Origin of the sequence: Streptomyces sp. MNU89, assembly GCF_020982505.1 — a bacterium.
In the GTDB taxonomy this organism is placed as follows: domain Bacteria; phylum Actinomycetota; class Actinomycetes; order Streptomycetales; family Streptomycetaceae; genus Streptomyces; species Streptomyces xinghaiensis.
Genome location: NZ_JAJKLL010000001.1, coordinates 5,281,349 through 5,307,763 on the forward strand (window position 1 = coordinate 5,281,349; position 26,415 = coordinate 5,307,763).

At 73.2% G+C, this 26,415-nt stretch carries 25 protein-coding genes; 16 read left to right on the forward strand and 9 right to left on the reverse strand.

Translation table 11 applies throughout. The features are described from left to right. Positions 1–42: 42 nt before the first annotated feature. Both E4N63_RS22490 and E4N63_RS22495 read right to left on the reverse strand, forming a co-directional pair. Entirely contained in the window at positions 43–888 is an 846-nt protein-coding gene (locus E4N63_RS22490; RefSeq protein ID WP_125621819.1) for a DUF3097 domain-containing protein, read from the reverse strand. 35 nt (positions 889–923) lie between these two features. Beyond that, positions 924–1,646, reverse strand: coding sequence for an MBL fold metallo-hydrolase (locus E4N63_RS22495; RefSeq protein WP_125621817.1), 723 nt, complete (start codon positions 1,644–1,646; stop codon positions 924–926). A gap of 193 nt (positions 1,647–1,839) precedes the next feature. Between E4N63_RS22495 and hrcA the strand changes: the two genes are divergently transcribed. From hrcA to E4N63_RS22515, 4 genes are all read left to right on the forward strand, one after another. After that, positions 1,840–2,856, forward strand: coding sequence for a heat-inducible transcriptional repressor HrcA (gene hrcA / locus E4N63_RS22500; protein WP_125621947.1), 1,017 nt, complete (start codon positions 1,840–1,842; stop codon positions 2,854–2,856). Continuing rightward, positions 2,857–3,993 carry a molecular chaperone DnaJ gene (gene dnaJ / locus E4N63_RS22505; RefSeq protein WP_043460094.1) on the forward strand — a complete coding sequence of 379 codons (1,137 nt, stop codon included), beginning with the start codon at positions 2,857–2,859 and terminating at the stop codon, positions 3,991–3,993. Positions 3,994–4,135: 142 nt separating this feature from the next. Continuing rightward, positions 4,136–5,323 carry a nitronate monooxygenase gene (locus E4N63_RS22510; protein WP_125621815.1) on the forward strand — a complete coding sequence of 396 codons (1,188 nt, stop codon included), beginning with the start codon at positions 4,136–4,138 and terminating at the stop codon, positions 5,321–5,323. After that, entirely contained in the window at positions 5,320–6,060 is a 741-nt protein-coding gene (locus E4N63_RS22515) for a 16S rRNA (uracil(1498)-N(3))-methyltransferase (RefSeq protein ID WP_125621814.1), read from the forward strand. Before E4N63_RS22510 ends, E4N63_RS22515 begins: the two co-directional genes overlap by 4 nt. Before the next feature lie 34 nt (positions 6,061–6,094). Here E4N63_RS22515 and E4N63_RS22520 read toward each other — a convergent pair whose 3' ends face one another. The 3 genes from E4N63_RS22520 to E4N63_RS31235 form a co-directional block, all read right to left on the reverse strand. After that, positions 6,095–6,607 carry a hypothetical protein gene (locus E4N63_RS22520; protein ID WP_228429794.1) on the reverse strand — a complete coding sequence of 171 codons (513 nt, stop codon included), beginning with the start codon at positions 6,605–6,607 and terminating at the stop codon, positions 6,095–6,097. A gap of 133 nt (positions 6,608–6,740) precedes the next feature. Continuing rightward, on the reverse strand, positions 6,741–9,968 hold the full coding sequence (locus tag E4N63_RS22525; protein ID WP_125621810.1) for a S41 family peptidase: 3,228 nt from the start codon (positions 9,966–9,968) through the stop codon (positions 6,741–6,743). Between the two features lie 101 nt (positions 9,969–10,069). Further along, complete coding sequence (locus E4N63_RS31235; protein ID WP_125621808.1) at positions 10,070–10,318, reverse strand: DUF397 domain-containing protein; 249 nt, start codon at positions 10,316–10,318, stop codon at positions 10,070–10,072. A 147-nt stretch (positions 10,319–10,465) separates the two neighbouring features. Here E4N63_RS31235 and E4N63_RS22535 point away from each other — a divergent pair, with 147 nt between their 5' ends. The 11 genes from E4N63_RS22535 (at position 10,466) to E4N63_RS22585 (ending at position 21,235) form a co-directional block, all read left to right on the forward strand. Continuing rightward, complete coding sequence (locus E4N63_RS22535; RefSeq protein WP_125621806.1) at positions 10,466–10,825, forward strand: histidine triad nucleotide-binding protein; 360 nt, start codon at positions 10,466–10,468, stop codon at positions 10,823–10,825. A 4-nt stretch (positions 10,826–10,829) separates the two neighbouring features. Continuing rightward, a complete protein-coding gene (locus tag E4N63_RS22540) occupies positions 10,830–11,747 on the forward strand; it encodes a ribonuclease Z (RefSeq protein ID WP_230241560.1) in 918 nt (305 codons plus the stop codon). A gap of 196 nt (positions 11,748–11,943) precedes the next feature. Further along, on the forward strand, positions 11,944–13,008 hold the full coding sequence (locus E4N63_RS22545; RefSeq protein WP_125621802.1) for a PhoH family protein: 1,065 nt from the start codon (positions 11,944–11,946) through the stop codon (positions 13,006–13,008). A gap of 12 nt (positions 13,009–13,020) precedes the next feature. Then, a complete protein-coding gene (gene ybeY / locus E4N63_RS22550; RefSeq protein ID WP_230241561.1) occupies positions 13,021–13,518 on the forward strand; it encodes an rRNA maturation RNase YbeY in 498 nt (165 codons plus the stop codon). Further along, a complete protein-coding gene (locus E4N63_RS22555) occupies positions 13,515–14,858 on the forward strand; it encodes a hemolysin family protein (protein WP_125621798.1) in 1,344 nt (447 codons plus the stop codon). The genes ybeY and E4N63_RS22555 overlap by 4 nt, the downstream gene beginning before the upstream one ends. An 87-nt stretch (positions 14,859–14,945) precedes the next feature. After that, entirely contained in the window at positions 14,946–15,311 is a 366-nt protein-coding gene (locus E4N63_RS22560; RefSeq protein WP_125621796.1) for a cytidine deaminase, read from the forward strand. 113 nt (positions 15,312–15,424) lie between these two features. Beyond that, positions 15,425–16,387: a GTPase Era gene (gene era, locus E4N63_RS22565; protein ID WP_185831064.1), complete on the forward strand. Its 963-nt coding sequence runs from the start codon at positions 15,425–15,427 to the stop codon at positions 16,385–16,387. Between the two features lie 341 nt (positions 16,388–16,728). Next, positions 16,729–18,516, forward strand: a complete 1,788-nt coding sequence (gene leuA, locus E4N63_RS22570) for a 2-isopropylmalate synthase (protein WP_125621793.1) — start codon at positions 16,729–16,731, stop codon at positions 18,514–18,516. 367 nt (positions 18,517–18,883) lie between these two features. Beyond that, a complete protein-coding gene (locus tag E4N63_RS22575; protein ID WP_230241562.1) occupies positions 18,884–19,558 on the forward strand; it encodes a TerB family tellurite resistance protein in 675 nt (224 codons plus the stop codon). 76 nt (positions 19,559–19,634) lie between these two features. Continuing rightward, on the forward strand, positions 19,635–20,381 hold the full coding sequence (recO, locus tag E4N63_RS22580) for a DNA repair protein RecO (RefSeq protein ID WP_019712126.1): 747 nt from the start codon (positions 19,635–19,637) through the stop codon (positions 20,379–20,381). A gap of 14 nt (positions 20,382–20,395) precedes the next feature. After that, on the forward strand, positions 20,396–21,235 hold the full coding sequence (locus tag E4N63_RS22585) for an isoprenyl transferase (protein ID WP_125621788.1): 840 nt from the start codon (positions 20,396–20,398) through the stop codon (positions 21,233–21,235). A gap of 86 nt (positions 21,236–21,321) precedes the next feature. Here E4N63_RS22585 and E4N63_RS22590 read toward each other — a convergent pair whose 3' ends face one another. The 4 genes from E4N63_RS22590 to E4N63_RS22605 form a co-directional block, all read right to left on the reverse strand. After that, positions 21,322–21,774: a Fur family transcriptional regulator gene (locus tag E4N63_RS22590; protein ID WP_125621786.1), complete on the reverse strand. Its 453-nt coding sequence runs from the start codon at positions 21,772–21,774 to the stop codon at positions 21,322–21,324. Positions 21,775–21,859: 85 nt separating this feature from the next. Continuing rightward, on the reverse strand, positions 21,860–22,756 hold the full coding sequence (locus tag E4N63_RS22595; protein ID WP_230241563.1) for a metal ABC transporter permease: 897 nt from the start codon (positions 22,754–22,756) through the stop codon (positions 21,860–21,862). After that, on the reverse strand, positions 22,756–23,526 hold the full coding sequence (locus E4N63_RS22600; protein WP_039821314.1) for a metal ABC transporter ATP-binding protein: 771 nt from the start codon (positions 23,524–23,526) through the stop codon (positions 22,756–22,758). The genes E4N63_RS22595 and E4N63_RS22600 overlap by 1 nt, the downstream gene beginning before the upstream one ends. An 86-nt stretch (positions 23,527–23,612) precedes the next feature. Beyond that, positions 23,613–24,644 (reverse strand): metal ABC transporter substrate-binding protein, encoded by a 1,032-nt coding sequence (locus E4N63_RS22605; RefSeq protein ID WP_125625594.1) that lies wholly within the window; start codon positions 24,642–24,644, stop codon positions 23,613–23,615. Between the two features lie 175 nt (positions 24,645–24,819). Between E4N63_RS22605 and E4N63_RS22610 the strand changes: the two genes are divergently transcribed. Then, positions 24,820–26,202, forward strand: coding sequence for a glycine--tRNA ligase (locus tag E4N63_RS22610; RefSeq protein WP_125625595.1), 1,383 nt, complete (start codon positions 24,820–24,822; stop codon positions 26,200–26,202). Positions 26,203–26,415: the final 213 nt, after the last annotated feature.

A 26,415-nucleotide genomic window follows, 5' to 3' on the forward strand; every position in this document is an offset into this window, starting at 1 on the left:
GCCGGGTGCCGGATCCGGGACACGAAGGCCGGTGGCCGGGGGCTACGGCGCCGTCACATGGTCGATGAGCTCCTCCACCCGTCCGAGCAGCTCCGGCTCCAGGTCCCGGAAGCTGTGCACGGAGGAGAGGATGCGCTGCCACGCCGCGCCGGTGTTCTCCGGCCAGCCCAGCGCACGGCAGACGCCCGTCTTCCAGTCCTGGCCCCGGGGCACCGAGGGCCAGGCGGGGATGCCGGCGGAGGCCGGTTTCACGGCCTCCCAGATGTCGATGTACGGGTGGCCGACGACGAGAACGTGCTCGCCCAGGGCACCGTCCGCCATGACCTCCGCCGCGATTCGCGACTCCTTGGAGCCGGGCACCAGGTGGTCGACGAGCACCCCGAGCCGCGCGTCCGCCGACGGCCCGAACTCCCGTACCACCGCCGGGAGATCGTCGATGCCCTCCAGATATTCGACCACCACGCCCTCGATGCGCAGATCGTCGCCCCAGACCCGCTCGACGAGTTCGGCGTCGTGCCGTCCCTCCACATAGATCCGCCCGGCGCGTGCGACCCGCGCCCGCGCCTCCGGGACGGCGACCGACCCCGAGGCGGTGCGGGCCGGGCGGCGCGGGGCGGCGGGCGCGGCGGCCGCGGGGCGCACCAGCGTGACCGTGCGCCCCTCCAGCAGGAAGCCGCGCGGCTCCATCGGGAACACCCGGTGCTTGCCGAAGCGGTCCTCCAGGGTCACCACGGGCCCCTGTGCCGTCTTCTCGCAGCGGATGACCGCGCCGCAGAACCCGCTGGCGGCCTCCTCCACGACGAGACCGGGCTCGGCCGCCACCTCGGGCGCCGGCCGGGTCTTCTTCCACGGCGGGGTCAGATCGGGCCCGTACTGTCTGCTGCGCATGGGCTCAGACGATACGAACGGCGGGCCGGCGCCGGTCACGACACGCCGAACCGCCCCGCCAGCGCGTCGCGTTGGGCCCGTACGAAGCGTGCGTCCACCACCGCTCCGTGACCGGGCACGTACAGCGCGTCCTCGCCGCCGAGTTCCACCAGCCGGTCCAGCGCGGCCGGCCAGCGCCCGGGCACGGCGTCCGGGCCGGCCTGGGGCTCCCCCGACTGCTCCACCAGGTCGCCGCAGAAGACGACGCAGGGGTCGCCCGGCACCAGCACCGCCAGATCGTGCGCTGTGTGCCCCGGCCCGACGTTGACGAGCACGGCCTCCCGGCCGCCGCCGAGGCCCACCGTCATCTCGCCGGAGACCGGGTGCTGCGGCGGGGCCAGCAGATCGGCGGCCTCGGCCGCGTCCCCGGCGTCCAGTCCGTGCCGGACGGCGTCGGCGGCCACCGCCTCCCCTCCGCCGCTGAGCAGCCGGTCCAGGCCCACGGCCCCGTAGGTCCGGACGCCGGCGAAGGCGGCGGCGCCCAGCACATGGTCGAAATGCCCGTGCGTGAATGCGAGATGGGTCACGTGGCGCCCCGCCAGGCGCCGCGCCCACCGGCGGATGTCCGCCCCCTCGGCGAGGCTCGCCCCCGCGTCCACGACCAGGGCCGCGTCCGGTCCGTACACCAGTCCCGTCGTGGCGTCCCAGCCCGGCAGACGGCGGCGTGCGACACCGCGCGCCAGTTGCTCCCAGTCCGCCTCTTCCCAACCGTGCTCCATACGATGACGCTAGTCGCAGGCGGGTCGCCGTGTCCGCCCGAGGTGCCGTCCACCGGCCGCGTATCCGCCCCGTAACCGGTCCGGCCTTGCCCTTGCCGTACCACACCGCCGTACACTTGGCCGGGGAAACTGGCACTCGCGCGGATCGAGTGCCAGAGACCGGACCAGAGGGACCGACTGGGAGGTGAGCGCGATGCTGAGCGAACGCAGACTCGAAGTGCTGCGCGCCATCGTCCAGGACTACGTCGGCACCGAGGAGCCGGTCGGCTCCAAGGCGCTCACGGAGCGCCACCGCCTCGGCGTGTCGCCCGCCACCGTGCGCAACGACATGGCCGCGCTGGAGGACGAGGGCTTCATCGCCCAGCCGCACACCAGTGCCGGTCGCATCCCCACGGACAAGGGCTACCGGCTGTTCGTCGACAAGCTCGCCGGTGTGAAACCGCTCTCCACGGCGGAGCGCCGGGCCATCCAGAACTTCCTGGACGGCGCCGTCGACCTCGACGACGTGGTGGGGCGCACGGTGCGGCTGCTCGCGCAGCTGACCCGGCAGGTGGCGGTGGTGCAGTACCCGTCGCTCACCCGCTCGACCGTGCGCCATGTCGAACTGCTGTCCATGGCGCCCGCGCGGATCATGCTCGTCCTGATCACCGACACCGGCCGGGTCGAACAGCGCATGGTGGACTGCCCCGCGCCGTTCGGGGACACCTCGCTGGCCGATCTGCGGGCCCGCCTCAACAGCGCGGTTTCCGGCCACCGTTTCGCGGATGTGCCGCGCTTGGTGCAGGATCTTCCGGAGTCCTTCGAGACGGAGGACCGCGGGACGGTCTCCACGGTGCTCGCCACCCTCATGGAGACCCTCGTCGAGGAGACCGAGGAGCGGCTGATGATCGGCGGTACCGCCAATCTCACCCGTTTCCGCCACGACTTCCCGCTGACCATCCGGCCCGTGCTGGAGGCCCTGGAGGAGCAGGTCGTGCTGCTGAAGCTGCTCGGCGCCTCCGAGGAGCCCGGGATGACGGTGCGCATCGGGCATGAGAACGCCCATGAGGGCCTGACATCCACCTCCGTCGTCGCCGTCGGCTACGGTTCGGGCGACGAGGCGGTGGCGAAACTCGGCGTGGTCGGACCGACCCGCATGGATTACCCCGGAACGATGGGAGCGGTACGCGCAGTGGCACGTTACGTCGGACAGATCCTGGCGGAGTCGTAAGTGGCCACCGACTACTACGCCGTACTGGGCGTGAGCCGGGACGCTGGACAGGACGAGATCAAGAAGGCGTTCCGCCGTCTCGCACGCGAGCTGCACCCGGACGTCAATCCGGACCCCAAGACGCAGGAGCGGTTCAAGGAGATCAACGCCGCCTACGAGGTGCTGTCGGACCCGCAGAAGAAGCAGGTCTACGACCTCGGCGGGGACCCGATGTCGGGGGCCGGCGGCGGCGCGGGCCCCGGCTTCGGCGGGGCCGGCTTCGGCAACTTCTCCGACATCATGGACGCGTTCTTCGGCACCGCCTCGCAGCGCGGCCCGAGATCCCGTACCCGGCGCGGCCAGGACGCGATGATCCGGCTCGAAGTCGAGCTGGACGAGGCCGCGTTCGGCACCACCAAGGACATCCAGGTTGACACGGCCGTCGTCTGCAACACCTGCAGCGGCGAGGGTGCCGCCCCCGGTACCTCCGCCCAGACCTGCGACATGTGCCGCGGCCGCGGTGAGGTCTCCCAGGTGACGCGGTCCTTCCTGGGGCAGGTCATGACCTCCCGCCCCTGCCCGCAGTGCCAGGGCTTCGGCACCGTCGTGCCGACCCCGTGCCCGGAGTGCGCCGGTGACGGCCGCATCCGCTCGCGGCGCACCCTGACCGTCAAGATCCCGGCGGGTGTGGACAACGGCACCCGGATCCAGCTCGCCGGCGAGGGCGAGGTCGGCCCCGGCGGCGGCCCGCCCGGTGATCTCTACGTCGAGATCCACGAGGTGCCGCACCCGGTCTTCCAGCGGCGCGGCGACGATCTGCACTGCACGGTCACCATCCCGATGACGGCGGCGGCCCTCGGCACCCAGTGCCCGCTGGAGACGCTGGACGGCATGGAGGAGGTCGACATCCGGCCCGGCACCCAGTCCGGCCAGTCGATCCCGCTCCACCAGCGCGGCATCACGCATCTGCGCGGTGGCGGGCGCGGCGACCTGATCGTCCACGTCGAGGTGCAGACCCCGACCAAGCTCGACCCCCAGCAGGAGGACCTGCTCCGGCAGCTCGCCAAGCTCCGCGGCGAGGAACGCCCGGCCGGCCACTTCCAGCCCGGTCAGCAGGGTCTCTTCTCCCGGCTGAAGGACGCCTTCAACGGCCGCTGAGCCGACCGGCCCCGACGCCTTCGGCACGCACGGACCGGCCCCGGCGGATCCCCGCCGGGGCCGCGCCGTGCCGCCGTCCGCCCGCCGGAAAGAACGGCGGGAGGGGTCCGCCCGCGCAGTGCTCCGTGACACCATGTGCCACATGGCTGCAGCAACGGGGGGTGTCCCCGCGGTGACGGACCTCTTCCGGTACCCCATCATCCAGGCGCCCATGGCGGGCGGGGCCTCCCGCCCGGAGCTGGCCGCCGCCGTGTGCCGGGCCGGCGGGCTCGGTTTCCTCGCAGCCGGCCACAAGACACCCGAGGCCATGTACCAGGAGATCCGGGTGGCGCGCGGGCTGACCGACCGCCCCTTCGGGGTCAACCTCTTCCTGCCGCAGCGGCCCGTCGCCGACGCCGCCGCGGTCGCCGTCTACCGCGAGCAGCTCGCCGGGGAATCCTCCTGGTACGCCGCCCCGCTCGGTGACACGGAGACCGACGGCGGCGAAGACGACGGCGACGACGGCTACGAGGGCAAGCTCGCCGTCCTCACCGAAGCCCCGGTGGCCGTGGTCTCCTTCACCTTCGGCTGCCCCGACGCCGGCGTGCTCCGGGCCCTCGCCCGCGCGGGCACCGTCACCGTCGTCACCGTCACGTCCGTGGCCGAGGCGCGGACGGCCGAGGCGGCCGGCGCCGCGGCGGTGTGCGTGCAGGGCGTCGAGGCGGGCGGGCACCGGGGGACGCACCGGGACGATCCGTACGCCGACCGGGGCTCACCCGGACTCGGGCTGCTGACGCTGCTCGCCCAGGTCCGCGAGGCCGTGGACCTTCCGCTGATCGCCGCCGGCGGGCTGATGCGGGGTGCGCAGATCGCCGCCGTGCTGGCGGCCGGAGCGGTCGCCGCCCAGCTCGGCACGGCCTTCCTCGTCTGCCCGGAGTCGGGCGCCGACCCCCTCCACAAGCGGGCGCTGACCGACCCGCTCTTCCCGCACACCGAACTGACCCGGGCCTTCACGGGGCGCCCGGCGCGCGGGCTCGTCAACCGCTTCCTGCGGGAGCACGGCCCGTACGCCCCGGCCGCGTATCCGCAGGTGCACCGGATGACCGCCGGGCTGCGCCGGGCGGCGGCCCGCGCGGGCGACCCGCAGGGCATGGCGCTCTGGGCCGGCCAGGGGCACCGGATGGCGCGGACGCTCTCCGCGGAGCGGCTGGTGCGGACCCTGGCCGCCGAACTGGACGAGGCCCGCGTGGCCCTCCTGGCCGGCCCGGGCGGCACCGCTGCCGCGGCGGCCGGAACGGCGAACGCGGCGGGCACGCCGGCCGCACCTTCGGAGAAAGGGGAGCCCGCATGACGGCCCCGGTGTTCCTGACCGACCCCGAGCGCCCGCCGGCCCCCGGCCGGTTCGTTCTCGACGGGCCCGAGGGGCGGCACGCCGTCTCCGTACGGCGGCTGCGCGCGGGCGAGGAGATCGTGCTGACGGACGGCCGGGGGACCGGCGGATACGGCACGGTGGCGGCCGTCGAGGGCAAGGACCGCCTGGAGGCCGACATCACCGAGATCCGCCACGAGCCGGAACCCAGCCCTCGGATCACCGTCGTCCAGGCGCTCCCCAAGGGCGACCGCGGCGAACTCGCCGTCGAGACCATGACGGAGACGGGCGTGGACGCCGTCGTGCCCTGGCCCGCGTCCCGCTGCATCACGCAGTGGAAGGGCGAGCGGGGCGTCAAGGCGCTCGGCAAGTGGCGGGCCACCGCCCGGGAGGCCGGCAAGCAGGCCCGCCGCCTCCGGCTCCCCGAGGTGCCCGGCCCGATGAGCACCCGCGGGGTCGCCGGACTGCTCGCGGGCGCCGCCTTCGCCGCCGTGCTCCACGAGGAGGCCGCCGAACCGCTCGCCACCGCCGTGCTGCCCGAGAGCGGCGACATCGTGCTGGTGGTCGGCCCGGAGGGCGGCGTCTCGCCGGACGAACTGGCGGCGTTCACCGCTGCGGGCGCGAAGCCGTACCGGCTGGGCCCGACCGTCCTGCGCACCTCCACGGCCGGTACGGCCGCCGCCGCGCTGCTGCTGGGGCGCACTGGCCGCTGGTCCTGAGGCGCCGGCCCGCACGGCCGTGCGAGGGCGCTGGCTACGGCCGCCAGGAGCCGAGCAGTTGGAGCACCTCGTTCAGCGGCCTCCGCAGTGAGGTGCTGTCCGCCACCACGGTGCGCCCCTGGGCTTCGAACTCGTACACGAAGGCGTCGGTGGTGGGCCGGTTGAAGGTCCGCCCGGGCAGCCGCGCGTAGCGCTCGCTCGCCAGAAGGTCGCGCAGCGCGGACACCTGTTCGTCGCGCATCCGTCCCGACCTCGACGTACCGCTGCGCCGGACCGTCTCGACGGTGCCGTCCGCCTCCACGGTCACCCGGCTGGTGTGCCCGGCCACACCGCCGCTGACCGTGAGCGCCAGCAGCTGCCCGTCGGCGGCCGCGGACGGCCGGGAGGAACCCGGCGCCGGCGCCGCGCGGTCCGGGGCGCCGGGCTGCGCACAGCCCGTGAGGGACAGGAGCACCACCGCGGCGGCCACGGCCGTCGCCGCCCGGCGCGGCGCCCGGCGGCGGGGGACACGGCGCGTGGCGGTGTCCGTGGTCCGGGCGGGACTCATGACTGCCTCCTCCTGGCGGTGATGGCCGCCAGTATGGTCCGGTACCGCGCGGTTGGGGACCCCTCCGGCGAGGCCGGACGGCCCCGGCGCCCGCCCCCGAGCCCCGTGCCCGCCGGGCCCGCCGGATGACCCGTCAGAGCGGCGGGAGTTCCGGCGGGGTCTTCGCCGGGTTCTCCGCCAGGGCCGCCAGCGCGATCCGCACCGCCTCGTCGAGCTGCGGGTCGCGGCCGGCCGCGGAGTCCTGCGGGGTGTGCACCACCTCGACGTCCGGATCGACGCCGTGGTTCTCCACGCCCCAGCCGTAACCCTCCATCCAGGTGGCGTACTTGGGCTGGGTGACGCCCGTGCCGTCCACCAGGTCGTAACGGCTGTCGATGCCGATGACGCCGCCCCAGGTGCGGGTGCCGACGACCGGGCCGATGCCCAGCGCCTTGATCGCGGCGTTGACGATGTCGCCGTCGGAGCCGGAGAACTCGTTCGCGACCGCGACGACGGGCCCGCGCGGCGCGTCCTGCGGGTAGCTGAACGGCCGCATGCCGCGCGGGAGGTCCCAGCCGACGATGCGGCGGGCCAGCTTCTCCACGACGAGCTGCGAGGTGTGCCCGCCGCGGTTCTCCCGGACGTCCACGATCAGCCCGTCCCGCGTCACCTCCACCCGCAGGTCGCGGTGGAGCTGCGCCCAGCCGGAGCCCACCATGTCCGGCACGTGGAGATAGCCGAGCCGGCCGCCGGACGTCTCGTGCACATGGGCGCGCCGCCCGGCGACCCAGTCGTGGTAACGCAGCGGCTCCTCGTCGGCGATGGGGACGACGACGGGATGTCGGGGGGCGCCGCCGCCGGCCGGGGCGACCGTCAGTTCGACGGGCTTGCCGGCCGCGCCGACGAGCAGCGGGCCGGGGCCCAGCAGCGGATCGACGGGGCGTCCGTCCACGGCGAGGATCGCGTCCCCGGCCCGCACCGCGACACCGGGCGCGGCGAGCGGGGAGCGGGCCTGGGGGTCGGAGGACTCGGAGGGCAGCACGCGCGTCACGCGCCACACGCCTTCCTCGTCCCGGGCCAGATCGGCCCCGAGCAGGCCCTGCCGGTGCGTGGAGTCGGTCCAGCCGCCGTGCGGGCTGACGTAGGCGTGCGAGGTGCCCAGCTCGCCCTGGACCTCCCAGAGCAGGTCGATCAGGTCGCTGTGCGTGGCCACCCGGTCCAGCACCGGCCGGTAGCGCTCCAGGACGCCGTCCCAGTCGACGCCGCCGAGGTCGGCCCGCCAGAAGTTGTCCCGCATCAGCCGGCCGGCCTCCGCGTACATCTGCCGCCACTCGGCGGCCGGGTCGACCGTGAGGCGGACCCGGGAGAGGTCGACGGTGATGTTGTCGTCGCCGTCGTCCTCGCCCGGCTTGCTGTCGGCCGGCACCACGCGGAGCTTCGTGCCGCTGGAGAGCAGGACCCGCTTGCCGTCGCCGGTGACCGCGTAGTCGTCGGCGTCGTCGGCCAGATGTTCGAGCCGCTGCTGGACGAGGTCGTAGCGGTCCAGGGCGGTGGACGGCCCGGAGGCGTCCGGGGCCAGGGCGGAGCCGAGCACGCCGCGCAGCGGGTGGCGCAGCCACAGGACGCCGCCCTCGGCGGCCCGCAGGGTGGAGTAGCGGGCGGCCTCGACGGGGAACGGCACGATGCGGTCGGCGAGTCCGTCCAGATCGACACGGGTGACGGGCACCGAGGAGGACGAGCCGGACGAGGAGGCCGCGCGGCCCTCGCCCTCGTCGCCGTCGTTGCGCTCGGGCGTGGGCGGGCGGCCGTGGCGCTGCGGGCCGAAGGGCGAGGGCGTGGAGGCGGCGAGCGTGATCAGATGCGGCCGGCAGGCGCCCACGAACGCCAGGTCGAAGACGTGAACGTCATAGATCGGGTCGAAGGCGCGTTCGGAGAGGAAGGCCAGATGCCGGCCGTCGGCGGTGAAGGCGGGTGAGAAGTCGCGGAAGCGCAGCGGGGTGGCCTCGGACACGGAGAGATCGGCCGTGTTGGCGATCTTGAGCTGGCGGAGCGCCCCCGGCCCGGGATGCGACCAGGCCAGCCAGCCGGAGTCCGGCGAGAAGACCAGGCCGTCGGCGTCACCGTCCTCGCTCCGGTCCACCTCGCGGATCTCACCGGACTCGCGCTCCACGAGCAGCACCCGCCCGTCGTGCGAGGCGACGGCGATCCGGCCGCCGTCCGGGGCGACGGCGAGGTCCAGCACCCGGCCGAGCCGCCCGGTACCGATACGGCGCGGTCCGCTGCCGGGCTCGGCGCCGGAGGCCGGGGCGATGGCCAGGGCGTCCTCTCCCTCCGCGTCGGTGACCCAGACGACGTGCTCGGCACCGTCCACGCGGAACGCGCGCGGCAGCCGCGCCCGCTGCCCGGGTTCGGCGGCGAGTGCCCGGGCGGGGCCCTCCCGGTGGGTGACCCAGTGGATCGTGCCGCGCACCTCCACGGCGCTGCCGCGGCCGGTGTGGTCGGGCCCCACCTCGCCGAGGTGGTGCGCGGCGCGCACCGGGTGCGGCTGGAGGTCGGCGCGGGAGCCGCCGAGGCGGACGTCGAGGCGGCGCGGCTCGGCGCCGTCGAGGTCGTCCAGGAGCCAGATTTCACCGGCCGAGGCGTAGGTGACGCGGGTGCCGTCGCCGGTGGCCTGCCGGGCGTAGAAGCCGTCGAGGGGGGAGTGCCGGCGCAGATCGCTGCCGTCGGGCAGCGAGGAGTACAGCGCGCCGGTGCCCTCGTGGTCGGAGAGGAAGGCGATACGGCCGCCCGCCCACAGCGGCTGCTCGATGTTGCCGTCGAGACCGGCGTGGATCCGCGCGAACTCCCCGTCGCCGGACGTGTCCAGCCAGAGTTTGCCGGCCGTGCCGCCCCGGTAGCGCTTCCAGGACGAGGCGTCGCGCCCCATGGTCGCGGAGAGCAGCAGCACGGCGCCCTCGGGCCCGTACGCGACATCGCCGACCGGCCCGTACGGCAGGGTGCGCGCGGGGCCGCCGTCCAGCGGCACGGCCCGCGCCCAGGTGCGGCGCAGGGAGGCCTGGCCCGCGGCGGTGACCGCCAGCACCTCCCCCTCGGGGGTCCAGCCGCGCACGGCGGTCCGGGCGTTGCCCCAGTATGTGAGCCGCCGGGACGGGCCGCCGTCGACGGGGGCCACATGGACCTCCGGTGACCCGTCGCGCGTGGAGGTCCAGGCGATGTGCCGGCCGTCCGGGGATATCCGCGGATGCGAGACCGGCATGTTGTCGGCGCTCACTCGCCAGGCACGGCCGCCGTCGAGCGGTGCCGCCCAGACGTCGTCCTCGGCGGTGAAGGCGATCAACTCACCGTGCGGATGCGGGTAGCGGAGGTACGAAGGCTGCGTCACAACTGCAACCCTATTCACCCATTACCGGCCCGAACAGGGGGCACCGGCGGTTCCACGCCAGGACGGGCCCTTCCCCCCAACGCTCCGGTACCGCCGGACCGTTACGGCCGGGGGCCGCACGCCCGGTGGGGCCGCGCCCGCGCCCGTACGGCAGCGGCCCCGCCGGACTGGCCGTCGCCCGGGACTCGGGCCCGGAGGTCCCCGTCCTTGACGGCGGCGATGAACGCGGACCCGCGATCCGCCGTGAAGACCAGCGCGGGTCCGTGGGACTCCTTGCTGTCACGGACGGGGACGCGTCGGGGTGGCCGGCGTCCCGGCCTGACCCGTGGCGGGAGCGGGTGACGCACCATCGTGACGGCGTGCCTTGACCGGCGGCGCGGGCGCGGTGGCCGAAGATCCGGCCGGTAGCATGCGGCCAGACCGGCCGGTGTGCCGACCGGCCACCACCGGTCGACCACCGGTCAGCCACCGAACGAACGTGCCGAGGAGGTCCGCTGATGGCGGGAGAGCCGCAGGCCGACTGTCTGTTCTGCAAGATCGTGGCGGGGGAGGTGCCGGCCACGCTGGTCCGTGAGAGCGAGACCACGGTCGCCTTCCGCGACATAAACCCCCAGGCCCCGACGCACGTCCTGGTCATCCCCCGGGCGCACCACCCCGACGCGGCCTCCCTCGCGGCGGCCGATCCGCAGCTCGCCGCGGACCTTCTCCGTGAGGCGGGCGCCGTCGCCGCCGACGAACACGTGGACGAATCCGGCTACCGCGTCGTCCTCAACACCGGCGCCGGCGCGGGCCAGACCGTCTTCCACGTCCACGCGCACGTCCTCGGCGGACGCGGCCTCAACTGGCCCCCCGGGTAGTCCCTTGACCCGCGAGCTCATCGTCCTCGGCACCGCCAGCCAGGTCCCCACCCGGCAGCGCAACCACCACGGCTGCATACTGCGCTGGGACGACGAGGGCATTCTGTTCGATCCCGGCGAGGGCACCCAGCGCCAGATGCTCTACGCGGGCGCGGCCGTCCACGACATCACCCGCATCTGCGTCACGCACTTCCACGGCGACCACTCGCTGGGCCTCGCCGGCGTCATCCAGCGCATCAACCTCGACCGGGTGCCCCACCCCGTCACCGCGCACTACCCGGCCAGTGGCGCCCGCTACTTCGAGCGGCTCCGGTACGCCACCTCCTACTACGAGGCCGTGGAGCTGGTCGAACACCCGGTGCACGGGGACGGGGTCATCGCCGAGACCGAACCGTTCACCCTGGAGACCCGGCGGCTCTCCCACCCCGTCGAGGCCTTCGGCTACAAGCTGACCGAACCGGACGGGCGCCACATGCTTCCCGAGCGGCTGGCCGCGTACGGCATCTCCGGCCCCGACGTCGGCCGGCTGATCCGTGAGGGCAGTCTGGAGACCGGGGAGCACGGCACCGTCCATGTCGAGCAGGTGAGCGAGGTGCGGCGCGGACAGCGCTTCGCGTTCGTGATGGACACCCGGCTCTGCGAGGGCGCGGAGGCGCTCGCCGAGGGCTGTGACATGCTCGTCACCGAGTCCACCTTCCTCGACGAGGACGAGCGGCTGGCGACCGAACACGGCCACCTCACTGCCGGGCAGGCGGCCCGGCTGGCCACCGCCGCGGGCGTGCGGCACCTGGTGCTCACCCACTTCTCCCAGCGGTACACCGATGCGGAGGAGTTCGGGCGGCAGGCCCGCGCCGCGGGCTTCGAGGGCACCCTGACGGTGGCGCGGGACCTCATGCGGGTCCCGGTGCCGAAACGCCACTGACCCCCCGGGGCCGCCGGCGCGGCGCCGCGCCTCCGCGGTGGCCCCGCGCCGGCCGCGACAGGCCCCGACAGGCCCGGGAAAACCACTCGGGCCCTGTCGGCCCCCCGTCGTACCCTGGACCACGAGAGAAACCGCACGGCACTGATGCGGTGTACCGAACAGAGAAGGCGGGATCAGCAGGCCCCAGAGCCGGCCCATGACGCAGACACCTTCAGCACAGAACCCCGACGAGGGGCAGGCGCGCGCCCGCTTCACCGTCCCGGCCAACCACCCGATGGTGACGGTCCTGGGCTCCGGAGACTCCCTGCTGCGCGTGATCGAGAAATCCTTTCCCGGCACCGACATCCACGTCCGGGGCAACGAGGTCAGCGCGGTCGGTGACCCGGCGGAAGTCGCCCTGGTCCAGCGTCTGTTCGACGAGATGATGCTGGTGCTGCGCACCGGCCAGCCGATGACGGAGGACGCCGTGGAGCGCTCGATCGCCATGCTCCGCGCCCCCGGGAACGGCGAGGCGGAGGCCGAGACCCCGGCCCAGGTGCTCACGCAGAACATCCTCTCCAACCGCGGCCGCACCATCCGCCCGAAGACGCTCAACCAGAAGCGCTACGTCGACGCCATCGACCGGCACACCATCGTCTTCGGCATCGGCCCGGCCGGCACCGGCAAGACGTACCTGGCCATGGCCAAGGCGGTCCAGGCCCTGCAGTCCAAGCAGGTCAACCGGATCATCCTGACCCGGCCCGCGGTCGAGGCGGGGGAGCGGCTCGGCTTCCTGCCCGGCACGCTCTACGAAAAGATCGACCCGTATCTCCGCCCGCTCTACGACGCGCTGCACGACATGCTCGACCCCGATTCCATCCCCCGCCTGATGGCGGCCGGGACGATCGAGGTGGCCCCGCTGGCGTACATGCGCGGCCGGACGCTCAACGACGCCTTCATCATCCTCGACGAGGCGCAGAACACCAGCGCCGAGCAGATGAAGATGTTCCTCACCCGGCTCGGCTTCGACTCCAAGATCGTGATCACCGGTGACGTCACCCAGGTGGACCTCCCCGGCGGAACCAAGAGCGGTCTGCGCCAGGTGCAGGAGATCCTCCACAACGTGGAGGACGTCCACTTCGCCCGGCTGACCAGCACCGACGTCGTCCGCCACAAGCTGGTGGGCCGGATCGTCGACGCCTACGACCGCTACGACAGCCGGGAAGACGGCCACGACGGCGCCCGCGGGCACGGCCGAGGCCACGGCCACCCCGGGAAGTAGACTCACCGCACCATGTCGATCGACGTCAACAACGAGTCCGGTACCGCAGTGGACGAGCAGGCGCTGCTGGATGTCGCCCGCTACGCCCTCGCCCGGATGCGCATCCACCCGCTCGCCGAACTCTCCGTGATCGTCGTCGACAGCGACGCCATGGAGCAGCTCCACCGCCAGTGGATGGACCTCCCGGGCCCCACGGACGTCATGTCCTTCCCGATGGACGAGCTCCGCCCGCCGGCCAAGGACGACGAGGACCCCCCGCAGGGGCTGCTCGGCGACATCGTGCTCTGCCCCGAGGTCGCCCGGCGGCAGGGCGAGGATGCGCCGACGGCGCACTCGATGGACGAGGAGCTCCAGCTCCTCACCGTCCACGGCGTCCTCCACCTGCTCGGCTACGACCACGAGGAGCCGGAGGACAAGGTCGAGATGTTCGGCCTGCAGAAGGCGATCATCGACGGCTGGCGCGCCGAGCGCGGCGTCGAGGGCCCCTCGCCGGCGCCCACCACCCGGTGACCGGCCAACTGATCGCCGCGGCCGTCCTGCTGGTCGTGGTGGCCTGGCTCGCCGCCTGCGCCGAGACCGGACTGGCCAGGACGACCCGGTTCCGCGCCGAGGAGGCCGTGCGCTCCGGCCGCCGCGGCAGTGCCAAGCTCATGGCGGTCGCCGAGGACCCCAGCCGCTATCTCAACCTGGCCCTGCTGGTCCGGGTGGCCTGCGAGATGGCGGCGGGGGTGCTCGTCACCTTCGCCGCCGTACGGGAGTTCGAGGAGACCTGGGAGGCCCTGGCCATCGCCACCGGCGTGATGGTCCTGGTCTCCTACGTCGCCGTGGGCGTCTCCCCGCGCACCATCGGCCGCCAGCACCCGCTGAACACCGCCACCGCCGCCGCGTACGTCCTGCTGCCGCTGGCCCGGATCATGGGCCCGGTCCCGCAGCTGCTGATCCTCCTCGGCAACGCCCTCACCCCGGGCAAGGGTTTCCGCAAGGGCCCGTTCGCCTCCGAGGCCGAACTGCGGGCCATGGTGGACCTGGCCGAGCAGGAACAGCTGATCGAGGCCGAGGAACGGAAGATGGTGCACTCCGTCTTCGAACTGGGCGACACCCTCGTCCGCGAGGTGATGGTGCCGCGCACCGACCTCGTGGTCATCGAACGCGGCAAGACCATCCGGCAGGCCCTCACCCTCGCGCTGCGCTCCGGCTTCTCCCGGATCCCGGTGGTCGGGGAGAGCGAGGACGACGTGGTCGGCATCGTCTACCTCAAGGACCTCGCCCGGAAGACGCACATCAACCGGGAGTCGGAGAACGACCTGGTCTCCACGGCCATGCGCCCGGCCGCCTTCGTCCCCGACACCAAGAACGCCGGGGACCTGCTGCGCGAGATGCAGCAGCGGCGCAACCACGTCGCGGTCGTCGTCGACGAGTACGGCGGCACCGCCGGCATCGTCACCATCGAGGACATCCTGGAAGAGATCGTCGGCGAGATCACCGACGAGTACGACCGGGAGCTGCCGCCGGTCGAGGAGCTGGGCGGGGGCCGCTACCGCGTCACCGCCCGCCTCGACATCGGCGACCTGGGGGACCTCTACGAGCTCGACCTGGACGACGAGGACGTGGAGACGGTCGGCGGGCTGCTCGCCAAGCTGCTGGGCCGGGTGCCGATCGCGGGCGCGACCGCCGTGGTGGACCTCGCCGACTACGTCACCGACCCGGAGCCGCCGGCCCTGCGGCTCACCGCCGAGTCGCCGGCCGGCCGCCGCAACCGCATCGTCACGGTGCTGGTCGAGCCGGTCCCCGTGGAGCGGAACGGATCCACCGGGGACGGCCACGGCGGACGGCGGGCCGAGCGGGCGTAGAGTCTGCCCGGCCGTTCCCGTCGGGCCCCCGCGGCCCGGACCACCCGGTGGCCGCCGCGCGCCCGGGCGGTCCTTATCCTCGTAGCCATGACGGACACCACGGACAGCGCCCCCGCCCTCGACGCCGAAGACGCCAAGCTCGTCACCCTGGCCCGCTCCACCCGGGCCCGCAACGGCGTGCCGGAGGGCGCCGCCGTGCGCGACGAGACGGGCAGGACCTACGTCGCCGGGACCGTCGCCCTGGCGTCGCTGGAGCTCAGCGCCGTGCGCACGGCCGTCGCCATGGCCGTGGCCAGCGGCGCCCGGTCACTGGAGGCGGCCGTCGTGGTGTCGTCCGCCGAGTCCGTGGCGGAGGAGGACCGCGCGGCCGTGCGCGACCTCGGCGGCCCGGACACCCCCGTCCTGCTCGCCGGCCCGGACGGCACCCTCCGGACGACCGTCAGCGCCGGCTGAGCGGCACGGCACGCGGGCCGGGCCGGGCGGACCGGGGCCCGGCCGCGACCGTGCGGCGCTCGCCCCGAGCCCGCCCGGTCCGGTGGTCGGGGGCGGTGCGCCGATCGGGGAGAATGGCCGCCATGAGCGATCGTTCCCCGTCCCAGCCCCGGCCGCGGGCCGCCCCGCACCGTTCGGGCTTCGCCTGCTTCGTCGGCCGCCCCAACGCGGGCAAGTCGACCCTGACCAACGCGCTGGTGGGGACGAAGGTGGCGATCACCTCCAGCCGGCCGCAGACCACCCGCCACACCGTCCGCGGCATCGTGCACCGGCCCGACGCCCAGCTCGTGCTGGTCGACACCCCGGGGCTGCACAAGCCGCGCACCCTGCTCGGCGAGCGGCTCAACGACGTCGTGCGGACCACCTGGGCCGAGGTCGACGTCATCGGCTTCTGCCTGCCCGCCGACCAGAAGCTGGGCCCGGGGGACCGCTTCATCGCCGGGGAACTGGCCAAGGCCGGGAAGACGCCGAAGGTCGCCGTCGTCACCAAGACCGATCTGGTGGATTCGAAGCAGCTCGCCGAGCAGCTGATCGCGGTGGACCGGCTCGGGCAGGAGCTGGGACTGGACTGGGCGGAGATCGTCCCGGTGTCGGCCGTCGCCGGGCAGCAGGTGTCCCTGCTGGCCGATCTGCTGGTGCCGCTGCTGCCGGAGGGCCCGCCGCTCTACCCGGAGGGCGACCTCACCGACGAGCCGGAGCAGGTCATGGTCGCGGAGCTGATCCGCGAGGCCGCGCTGGAGGGCGTACGGGACGAACTGCCGCACTCGATCGCCGTCGTCGTGGAGGAGATGATCCCCCGCGAGGGACGCCCCGAGAGCAAGCCGCTGCTGGACATCCACGCCAACCTCTACATCGAGCGGCCCAGCCAGAAGGGCATCGTGATCGGGCCCAAGGGCGCCCGGCTGAAGGACGTCGGCATGAAGTCCCGCAAGCACATCGAGGCGCTCCTCGGCACCCCGGTCTTTCTGGACCTCCATGTGAAGGTCGCCAAGGACTGGCAGCGGGACCCCCGGCAGTTGCGCAAGCTGGGCTTCTGACGGCCCGGCCCGCGGCGGGCGCGAGGCGCACCGGGGGCGGGGGGGCGGGGGCGGCGGGGCGCCGGGAGACGCGCACCCCGCCCCGGCGTCCGGAAGTCCGGAAGCGCCCGGAATGAGGGATGCGTCACGATCTATCCCGTGACCTCCCGCCCGTCCCGCATACTGGACTCACCCCCCACGTCACGGCTTGGCTCGGCTAAGCTGCTGTGCACCATGCGTTTCGGGCTGCTTCTCCTTAGCCGCCGCGGCGAGGGCCTGTAGTCGAGGCCGACCCCCTCCCCGCGGAGTTCGGTGATGCCACCGTCGGCCGTCGAGAACTCTTCGGCAGGAGCCCCGCGCAGATGTCTTCCTCCCAGCACGTCACCGGTCACCGCCCCGTCGGCCGTACCACCCCCGTCACCGCCGCCACCGTCTCCCAGCGGCCCTCCGGGATGCCGGTCCACAAGTACGGCCCCTACGAGGCCGTGGCGATCCCCGACCGCACCTGGCCCGGGAACCGGATCACCCGGGCTCCCCGCTGGCTGTCCACGGATCTGCGGGACGGTAACCAGGCGCTGATCGACCCGATGTCGCCGGCCCGCAAGCGGGCCATGTTCGACCTGCTGGTCTCCATGGGCTACAAGGAGATCGAGGTCGGCTTCCCCTCCTCCGGCCAGACCGATTTCGACTTCGTACGGTCGATCATCGAAGAGGGCGCGATCCCCGAGGACGTGACGATCTCCGTCCTGACCCAGGCCCGCGAGGAACTGATCGAGCGCACGGTCGAGTCGCTGCGCGGCGCCCCCCGCGCGACCGTCCATCTGTACAACGCCACCGCCCCGGTCTTCCGCCGCGTCGTCTTCCGTGGCAGCCGCGAGCAGGTCAAGCAGATCGCCGTCGACGGCACCCGGCTGGTCATGGAGTACGCCGAGAAGCTGCTGGACGCGGAGACCCTCTTCGGCTACCAGTACAGCCCGGAGATCTTCACCGACACCGAGCTGGACTTCGCCCTGGAGGTCTGCGAGAGCGTCATGGACGTCTGGCAGCCCGAGGACGGCCGCGAGATCATCCTCAATCTGCCCGCCACCGTGGAGCGTTCGACGCCCAGCACCCACGCCGACCGCTTCGAGTGGATGTCGCGGAACCTCTCCCGCCGCGAGTTCGTCTGCCTGTCCGCGCACCCGCACAACGACCGCGGCACCGCCGTCGCCGCCGCCGAGTTGGCCGTCATGGCCGGCGCCGACCGGGTCGAGGGCTGCCTGTTCGGGCAGGGCGAGCGCACCGGCAACGTCGACCTGGTCACCCTGGGGATGAACCTGTTCTCCCAGGGCATCGACCCGATGATCGACTTCTCCCGGATCGACGAGATCCGCCGCACCGCCGAGTACTGCAACCAGATGGAGGTCCACCCGCGCCACCCCTACGCGGGCGACCTGGTCTACACCTCCTTCTCCGGCTCCCACCAGGACGCCATCAAGAAGGGCTTCGAGGACATGGAGGCCCGGGCGGCCGAGGCCGGGAAGACGGTGGACGACATCGAGTGGGCCGTGCCGTACCTGCCCATCGACCCCAAGGACGTCGGCCGCTCCTACGAGGCCGTCATCCGGGTCAACTCGCAGTCCGGCAAGGGCGGTGTGGCCTACGTCCTCAAGAACGACCACAAGCTGGACCTGCCGCGCCGGATGCAGATCGAGTTCTCGAAGATCATCCAGATGAAGACCGACAGCGAGGGCGGCGAGGTCACCCCGGCCCAGATCTGGTCCGTCTTCCAGGACGAGTACCTGCCCACCACCGACGCCCCCTGGGGCCGGATCGCGCTGCGCTCCACCCAGACCTCGACCACCGGCGAGGGCGGCGACGCGCTCACCGTCGAGGCGGTCGTCGACGGGCAGGACACCGTGCTGACCGGCAGCGGAAACGGCCCCATCGCCGCCTTCATCAACGCCCTGGGCTCGATCGGGGTGGACGTACGGGTCCTGGACTACGCCGAGCACGCCCTGAGCGAGGGCGCCGGCGCCCGGGCCGCCGCCTACGTCGAGTGCGCCGTGGACGGCAAGGTCCTGTGGGGCGTCGGCATGGACCCGAACACGGTCCGCGCCTCCCTGAAGGCCGTGGTCTCCGCGGTCAACCGTTCGGCCCGCGCCGCCTGACCTCTCCCGCGCCGCGCGAGGCGCGCCCGTGCCGCCGCTCCGGACCCGGGGCGGCGGCACGGCTGTTCCCCGTCTCCGGCCTCTCCTCCCCGGTGGGTTTTCTGCCGGAACCGGACGTCCCGGTCCGGCCGGGACCGGGCACGCCGCGAGCGCCGCGCCGCAGGTCGGAGCGCTCGCACGGGACCCGAACGGCCGTTCCCGGCCACCGTCGGCCGCCGCCGGACCCCCGCCTCCTCCGTCCGGGGTGCTGACGCCACCCGTCCGCTGTGGTTAACATCACGTCCATACGGCACCGTTGCCGCGCGATGACAATCCGGCGGCGCGCGGTGCCCCGATGTTTCGGGATGAGCCGCCGGAGGTGCGCGAGATGCGCGTGTGGGGAGTGTGCGCCAGCTGGCACACGGTCGGCGACGGCGAGTTCTTCTGCCCCGACTGCGGCGGCGACCGCAACTACCGGCGCCGCACCGGGCGCCGCCGGTTCACCTTCCTCGGCGTCCCGGTCCTGCCCCGTGGCACGGCGGGCCCGGTCGTCGAATGCTCCTCCTGCCGGGGTCACTTCGGCACGGAGACCCTGGACCATCCCACCACCGTCCGCTTCTCGGCGATGCTCCGCGACGCCGTGCACACCGTCGCGCTCGCGGTCCTCGCCGCGGGCGGCACCGAGGCCCGGCCCACCCGTGAGGCGGCCGTCTCCGTGGTGCGCGCCGCGGGGTTCACCGACTGCACCGAGGGGCAGCTCCTCACCCTCGTCGAGGCGCTGGCCGCCGACGCCGGCCGGCTCCCCGGCTGGGCCGAGGACTTCGGCGACCGCAGCGGCACGGCGCTGACCATAGAGCTCCACGAGGCCCTGGGCCCGCTGGCCCCGCATCTCGCCCCGGCCGGCCGGGAGAGCATCCTGCTCCAGGGCGCCCGGATCGCCCTCGCGGACGGGCCGTACCGCCCCGCCGAGCAGGAGGCGCTCTCCGCCGTCGGCGCGGCCCTCACCATCCGCCGCGAGGAGACCGAGCGGCTTCTCGCCGCCGCGGCCCGCACGCCCTCCTGAGTCTCGTCCCGGAGCCGCGCGGGCCGTCTCCCGCCCCCGCGCCCGGCGGTGCTCTCCGTGCGGGACAATGGCCCGCATGACTCTGTTCCGCGACGACGGCATCGTGCTGCGCACCCAGAAGCTGGGTGAGGCGGACCGGATCATCACCCTGCTCACCCGGGGCCACGGCCGGGTGCGGGCGGTGGCGCGCGGGGTGCGGCGCACCAAGTCGAAGTTCGGGGCCCGGCTGGAGCCCTTCTCCCATGTGGACGTGCAGTTCTTCTCGCGGGGCGGCGAACTCGTCGGCCGCGGCCTGCCGCTGTGCACCCAGAGCGAGACCATCGCTCCGTACGGCGGTGCCATCGCCACCGACTACGACCGCTACACCGCGGGCACGGCCATGCTGGAGACCGCCGAGCGGTTCACCGACCACGAGGGGGAGCCGGCCGTGCAGCAGTATCTGCTGCTGGTCGGGGCGCTGCGGACGCTCGCGGGCGGTGAGCACGAGCCGCGGCTGGTGCTCGACGCCTTTCTGCTCCGCTCGCTGGCCGTCAACGGCTACGCGCCCAGCTTCGCCGCCTGCGCCCGGTGCGGGCTGCCGGGCCCGAACCGTTTCTTCTCGGTGTCGGCGGGCGGCGTGGTGTGCGGGGACTGCCGGGTGCCGGGGAGCGTCGTGCCCTCGGGGGAGGCGCTGGCCCTGCTCGGAGCGCTGCTGACGGGCGACTGGGAGACGGCGGACGCGTGCGAGGCGCGGTACGTCAGGGAGGGCAGCGGGCTCGTGGCAGCCTATCTGCACTGGCACCTGGAGCGCGGACTGCGTTCCCTCAGGTATGTGGAGAAATAGGAGACGTGGACCGCATGGCACGACGCGGGATTCTGGGCCGTACCCGCCGCGAGTACCAGCAGCCGGAGCCTCACCCCAGTGGTGCGCGCCCGCCCGAGATCCCCGGCGAGCTGATCCCGAAGCACGTGGCGGTCGTCATGGACGGCAACGGGCGCTGGGCGAAGGAGCGCGGACTGCCGCGCACCGAGGGGCACAAGGTCGGTGAGGGCGTCGTCCTGGACGTGCTCAAGGGCTGCCTGGAGATGGGCGTCAAGAACCTCTCCCTGTACGCGTTCTCCACGGAGAACTGGAAGCGCTCGCCCGAGGAGGTGCGCTTCCTGATGAACTTCAACCGGGACGTGATCCGCCGCCGCCGGGACGAGATGGACGCCCTGGGCATCCGCATCCGCTGGGTGGGGCGGATGCCGAAGCTGTGGAAGTCCGTGGTGCAGGAGCTGCAGATAGCGCAGGAGCAGACCAAGGACAACGACGCCATGACGCTCTACTTCTGCGTCAACTACGGCGGCCGCGCCGAGATCGCCGACGCAGCGGCGGCCATCGCGGCCGATGTGCGGGCCGGGAAGCTCGATCCGTCCAAGGTCACCGAGAAGACGGTCCAGCAGTACCTGTACTACCCGGACATGCCGGACGTGGATCTCTTCGTCCGGCCGTCGGGGGAGCAGCGCACCTCCAACTACCTGATATGGCAGAGCGCCTACGCCGAGATGGTCTTCCAGGACGTGCTGTGGCCGGACTTCGACCGCCGCGACCTGTGGCGGGCCTGCCTGGAGTTCGCCCGGCGCGACCGCCGTTTCGGCGGTGCGGAGCCGAACCTGGCGCAGCCGGGCGAGGGGGTGGCCGGGGCGTCCGCCTGACGCTCTCCCCGGGCACGGAGCGGCCCCGGCCGGGTCTTCCCCGGCCGGGGCCGCTCTCCGTCCGTTCCGCCCGCCCGCGGGTGCCGTCAGCGCTTGCCGCCGCCCGCCGCGGCCTTCGCCGCGCAGTCGCCGCAGGTGCCGAAGATCTCGATGGTGTGGGCGACGTCGACGAAGCCGTGCTCGGCCGCGATCTGGTCGGCCCAGGTCTCCACCGCCGGGCCCTCCACCTCGACCGCCTTGCCGCAGCCCCGGCAGACCAGGTGGTGGTGATGGTCGTCGGTGCTGCACCGGCGGTAGACGGCCTCGCCCTCGTCGGTGCGCAGGACGTCCACCTCGCCCGCGTCGGCGAGCGACTGCAGGGTGCGGTAGACGGTCGTCAGGCCGACGGAGTCGCCCCGGTGCTTGAGGACGTCGTGCAGCTCCTGGGCGCTGCGGAACTCGTCCACCTCGTCCAGGGCCGCGGCCACGGCCGCGCGCTGCCGCGTCGACCGGCCGCGCACCGGCGCCGTGCTCGTTCCGCCGCTCCCCGCTGTGGCCACCGTTGCCTCCTCCTCGCCGGCCCGCACATCCGACTGGCCATTGTGCCAGTCCGTACGGGCGCCCTCGCCGGTCCCTTCCGGGGCCTCAGACCTTCACGTCGTCGGCCGCCGTGCGCCCCCCGGCCGTCTCCCGTGCGCAGGTGCCCTCCTCGTCCGCCGCGGCCCGGCGGGCCCGCCTGCGGGCCAGGGGCGCGGTCACGGCCGCGAAGGCCAGGAAGACGGCGATGGCCAGCAGGACGATCGCGGCGCCCGAGGGCGCGTCCACGTAGTACGTGGTCACCGTACCGGTCAGCGAGACGGTGACGCCGATCCCCATCGCGATGGCCAGGGTCGCCGCGAAGCCGCGGGTGACCCGCTGGGCGGCGGCGACCGGGATCACCATCATCGCGCTGACCAGCAGCAGCCCGACGATGCGCATGGCGACGGTGACGGTCAGCGCGGCCGTGACCGCGAGCAGCAGGTTCAGCAGCCGCACCGGCAGCCCGGTGACCCGCGCGAACTCCTCGTCCTGGCAGACGGCGAAGAGCTGCCGGCGCAGTCCGAGGGTGATCGCGATCACGAAGGCGGCGAGCAGGCAGATCGCCACCACGTCCTCGGGGGCGACCGTGGTGATCGAGCCGAAGAGATAGGTGGAGAGATTGGCGGTGGAGCCGCCCGGCGCCAGGTTGATGATCATGACACCGCCGGCCATGCCGCCGTAGAAGAGCAGAGCGAGCGCGACGTCTCCGCTGGTGCGGCCGCGGGAGCGGATCAGTTCCATGCCGACCGAGCCGGCCACCGCGACCAGGGTCGCCATCCACACCGGGCTGGTGTTCAGCAGGAAGCCGAGGGCGACACCGGTCATGGCGACATGGCCGATGCCGTCCCCCATGATCGCCTGGCGGCGCTGGACGAGGTAGATGCCGATGGCCGGCGCGGTGACGCCGACGAGCACGGCGGCGAGCAGGGCCCGCTGCATGAAGGCGTAGTTCAGGATCTCCATCAGGTCAGCAGCCCCGTCCGGATCGGTTCCGCCGCCGGGCCGGCGTGCGGATGGACATGGTCGTGGCCGGGCAGCGCGTGCTGGCCCACGGCCTCGGGCGGCGGCCCGTCGTACACCACGCAGCCGTCGCGGAGGACGGCCGCGCGGTCGATCAGCGGCTCCAGCGGGCCCAGTTCGTGCAGGACGAGGAGGACGGTGGCGCCGGCGGCGACCTGGGCGCGCAGGATGTCCGCGAGGACCTCCTGCCCGGCGAGGTCGACGCCCGCCATCGGCTCGTCCATGATCAGCAGTTCGGGTTCGGAGGCCAGCGCGCGAGCGATCAGCACCCGCTGGTGCTGGCCGCCGGAGAGCGCGTTGACGGAGTCCCCGGCTCGGTGGTCCATGCCGACCAGCTCCAGCGCCCGGTCGACGGCGGCCCGGTCGGCCCTCCGCCGCGGTCGCAGCCCCGTCCGGGCCAGCCGGCCGGAAGCCACGACCTCGCGCACCGTCGCGGGCACGCCGCTCGCGGCGGTGGTCCGCTGCGGCACGTAGCCGATGCGGGCCCAGTCCCGGAAGCGGCGCAGCGGGGTGCCGAACAGCTCCAGGGAGCCCTCCTCCAGCTCCACCTGGCCGACGACGGCCCGTACGGCGGTGGACTTGCCCGAGCCGTTGGCGCCGAGCAGGGCGACGACCTCGCCCCGGCCGACGGTCAGGTCGATCCCGCGCAGCACGGTGCGCGCGCCGAGCCGGGCGGTGGCCCCGCGCAGGGAGACAACGGGCGGTACGGCCATGGTCCGGGCCTTTCGGTGACGGTCGTGGGGCGGGTGGGGTGGAGGGGCGTGCGGGGTGCGGGCGGGGCCGGTGCCGGGCGGTGGGGTCACCCGGAGCCGAGGGCCTTCCGCAGCGCGTCCAGGTTGGCGCGCATGACCTCGAAGTAGTCATCGCCCGCGGACCGGTCGGTGATTCCCTCGAGGGGGTCGAGCACGTCCGTCTTCAGGCCGGTGTCCGCAGCCAGGGTCTTCGCGGTGGCGTCGCTGACCAGCGTCTCGAAGAAGACGGTGGTCACCTTCTCACGCTCCGCGATGGTGTGCAGTTCCCGCATCCGGGCGGGGCTCGGCTCGGCCTCGGGATCCAGGCCGCCGATCGCCTCCTGCTCCAGGCCGTACCGGGAGGCGAGGTGGCCGAAGGCGGCGTGGGTGGTGATGAAGGTGTCGGTGGTGCGGTTGCGCAGGCCGTCCGCGAAGTCCTTGTCGAGCGCCTCGAGCTTCTTCACCAGGGCCTCGGCGTTCTTCTCGTACGCGGCGGCGTGGTCGGGGTCGGCCTCGGCGAGGGTCTTGGCGAAGCCCTCGGCGACCTCGGCGTACTGGGTGGGGTCGAGCCAGAGGTGCGGGTCGGACGCGCCGCCGGAGTGGTCGTGGCCGTCGCCGCCGGACTCGGGCTCCCCGGAGTGTTCGCCGGTGTGCTCGCCGCCGTGCTCCTCGCCGTGTTCGTCCGGCTGTTCCCCGGTGTGCTCCTCGCCGTGCTCTCCGGCGCCGAGTTCCGCGGCGTCCACGGCCTTCTTCACGCCGGACTGGGCCACGGCGGCGTCCACGGCGGGCTGGAGCCCCTTGAGGTAGAAGGCCACGTCGGCCTCGCTCAGCTCGGCCGTCTGGCGGGGCTTGATCTCCAGGTCGTGCGGCTCCACCCCGGGCTTCGTCAGGGTGGTGACGGAGACGTGCTCCCCGCCGACCTCCTCGGCGACGAACTCCAGCGGGTAGAAGGAGGCGACGACGTCCACCGTGCCGTCCCCGCCCGCGTCCGCCGTGCCGGTGCCGCAGGCGGTGAGCGTGACGAGGCCGAGGGCGGTGGCCCCGGCGGCGGCCGCGGCGATGGTTATTCGGGAGGCGGGGCGGTTCCGGCGTACGTTCATGACATCCATTTTCAACAAAGGTGGAAACGATTGTCAATAAAACGGATGAGAGGACCGTGTCACGGACCCTCCGGGGCACCTGACGGCCAAAGCCCGGACACCAATTGGTCCCAGGGGACCGCCCGCCGGTAGCCTGAGGCATTCCGCTGTTCGTCGTCATCATGAAGAGAGCACCGTGGCCGCCGACAAGATCGACACCATCGTCAGCCTCAGCAAGCGCCGTGGCTTCGTCTACCCGTGCAGTGAGATCTACGGCGGTCAGCGAGCCGCCTGGGACTACGGGCCGCTGGGTGTGGAGCTCAAGGAGAACATCAAGCGCCAGTGGTGGCGCTCCATGGTCACCGCGCGTGAGGACGTGGTCGGTCTCGACTCGTCGGTGATCCTCGCCCCCGAGGTCTGGGAGGCCTCCGGCCACGTCGCCACCTTCAGCGACCCGCTCACCGAGTGCACCTCCTGCCACAAGCGGTTCCGCGCCGACCACCTGGAAGAGGCGTACGAGGCCAAGCACGGCCGCATGCCGGCGAACGGCCTCGCCGACCTCAACTGCCCGCACTGCGGCAACAAGGGCGGTTTCACCGAGCCCAAGCAGTTCTCCGGCCTGCTCTCCACCCACCTCGGCCCGGCCCAGGACTCCGCCTCCGTCGCCTACCTCCGGCCCGAGACGGCCCAGGGCATCTTCACCAACTTCGCCGCGGTGCAGCAGACCTCGCGGAAGAAGCCGCCGTTCGGCATCGCCCAGATGGGCAAGTCCTTCCGGAACGAGATCACGCCCGGCAACTTCATCTTCCGGACCCGCGAGTTCGAGCAGATGGAGATGGAGTTCTTCGTCAAGCCCGGCGAGGACGAGAAGTGGCACATCTACTGGATGGAGGAGCGCTGGAACTGGTACCGCGACCTCGGCATCCAGGAGGAGAACATCCGCTGGTACGAGCACCCGGCGGAGAAGCTCTCCCACTACTCCAAGCGCACCGCCGACATCGAGTACCGCTTCAACTTCGGCGGCAGCGAGTTCTCCGAGCTGGAGGGCGTGGCCAACCGCACCGACTTCGACCTCGGCGCCCACTCCAAGGCCTCCGGCCACGACCTGTCGTACTTCGACCAGGAGGCCGGTGAGCGCTGGACCCCGTACGTCATCGAGCCGGCGGCCGGCGTCAACCGCGCCATGCTCGCCTTCATGCTCGACGCCTACGTCGAGGACGAGGCGCCCAACGCCAAGGGCAAGATGGAGCGGCGCGCCGTGCTCCGCCTCGACCCGCGCCTCGCGCCGGTGAAGGCCGCCGTTCTGCCGCTCTCCCGGAACCCGGAGCTGTCGCCGAAGGCCAAGGGCCTCGCCGCCGATCTGCGGAAGAACTGGAACATCGAGTTCGACGACGCGGGCGCCATCGGCCGCCGCTACCGCCGCCAGGACGAGATCGGCACTCCGTTCTGCGTCACCGTCGACTTCGACACCCTCGACGACAACGCGGTGACCGTCCGCGAGCGCGACACCATGAAGCAGGAGCGGGTCTCCCTGGACCAGATCCAGGGCTACCTCGGAGCCCGCCTCCCGGGCTGCTGACCGCGGGGGCGGCCCGGCTCCCCGGGCCGGCCGCCCGCCCGGTGAACGCACCGGCGCCCCGGTGCCCGCTGACGGCGGGTACCGGGGCGCGGTGCTGCTCGCCCGCCGTTCCCGTCCGCGGCACGACCGGTCCGCCGGTGCGGGACAATGGGAGGCCGCCCCTTCCGCCCCCGCCCCCGTACGGGGGCGGCCGGAACCGTACGAACCGAGGAA

What these genes read in the sequence shown, in the direction of transcription:
- recO (WP_019712126.1), top strand. Translation starts at nt 19,635, where the DNA reads ATGACTCTGTTCCGCGACGACGGCATCGTGCTGCGCACCCAGAAGCTG.
- E4N63_RS22585 (WP_125621788.1), top strand. Translation starts at nt 20,396, where the DNA reads ATGGCACGACGCGGGATTCTGGGCCGTACCCGCCGCGAGTACCAGCAG.
- E4N63_RS22560 (WP_125621796.1), top strand. Translation starts at nt 14,946, where the DNA reads ATGACGGACACCACGGACAGCGCCCCCGCCCTCGACGCCGAAGACGCC.
- E4N63_RS22595 (WP_230241563.1), bottom strand. Translation starts at nt 22,756, where the DNA reads ATGGAGATCCTGAACTACGCCTTCATGCAGCGGGCCCTGCTCGCCGCC.
- E4N63_RS22535 (WP_125621806.1), top strand. Translation starts at nt 10,466, where the DNA reads ATGGCGGGAGAGCCGCAGGCCGACTGTCTGTTCTGCAAGATCGTGGCG.
- ybeY (WP_230241561.1), top strand. Translation starts at nt 13,021, where the DNA reads ATGTCGATCGACGTCAACAACGAGTCCGGTACCGCAGTGGACGAGCAG.
- E4N63_RS22495 (WP_125621817.1), bottom strand. Translation starts at nt 1,646, where the DNA reads ATGGAGCACGGTTGGGAAGAGGCGGACTGGGAGCAACTGGCGCGCGGT.
- E4N63_RS22575 (WP_230241562.1), top strand. Translation starts at nt 18,884, where the DNA reads ATGCGCGTGTGGGGAGTGTGCGCCAGCTGGCACACGGTCGGCGACGGC.
- E4N63_RS22510 (WP_125621815.1), top strand. Translation starts at nt 4,136, where the DNA reads ATGGCTGCAGCAACGGGGGGTGTCCCCGCGGTGACGGACCTCTTCCGG.
- E4N63_RS31235 (WP_125621808.1), bottom strand. Translation starts at nt 10,318, where the DNA reads ATGGTGCGTCACCCGCTCCCGCCACGGGTCAGGCCGGGACGCCGGCCA.
- E4N63_RS22600 (WP_039821314.1), bottom strand. Translation starts at nt 23,526, where the DNA reads ATGGCCGTACCGCCCGTTGTCTCCCTGCGCGGGGCCACCGCCCGGCTC.
- E4N63_RS22515 (WP_125621814.1), top strand. Translation starts at nt 5,320, where the DNA reads ATGACGGCCCCGGTGTTCCTGACCGACCCCGAGCGCCCGCCGGCCCCC.
- era (WP_185831064.1), top strand. Translation starts at nt 15,425, where the DNA reads ATGGCCGCCATGAGCGATCGTTCCCCGTCCCAGCCCCGGCCGCGGGCC.
- E4N63_RS22490 (WP_125621819.1), bottom strand. Translation starts at nt 888, where the DNA reads ATGCGCAGCAGACAGTACGGGCCCGATCTGACCCCGCCGTGGAAGAAG.
- leuA (WP_125621793.1), top strand. Translation starts at nt 16,729, where the DNA reads ATGTCTTCCTCCCAGCACGTCACCGGTCACCGCCCCGTCGGCCGTACC.
- E4N63_RS22545 (WP_125621802.1), top strand. Translation starts at nt 11,944, where the DNA reads ATGACGCAGACACCTTCAGCACAGAACCCCGACGAGGGGCAGGCGCGC.
- E4N63_RS22520 (WP_228429794.1), bottom strand. Translation starts at nt 6,607, where the DNA reads ATGAGTCCCGCCCGGACCACGGACACCGCCACGCGCCGTGTCCCCCGC.
- E4N63_RS22605 (WP_125625594.1), bottom strand. Translation starts at nt 24,644, where the DNA reads ATGAACGTACGCCGGAACCGCCCCGCCTCCCGAATAACCATCGCCGCG.
- hrcA (WP_125621947.1), top strand. Translation starts at nt 1,840, where the DNA reads ATGCTGAGCGAACGCAGACTCGAAGTGCTGCGCGCCATCGTCCAGGAC.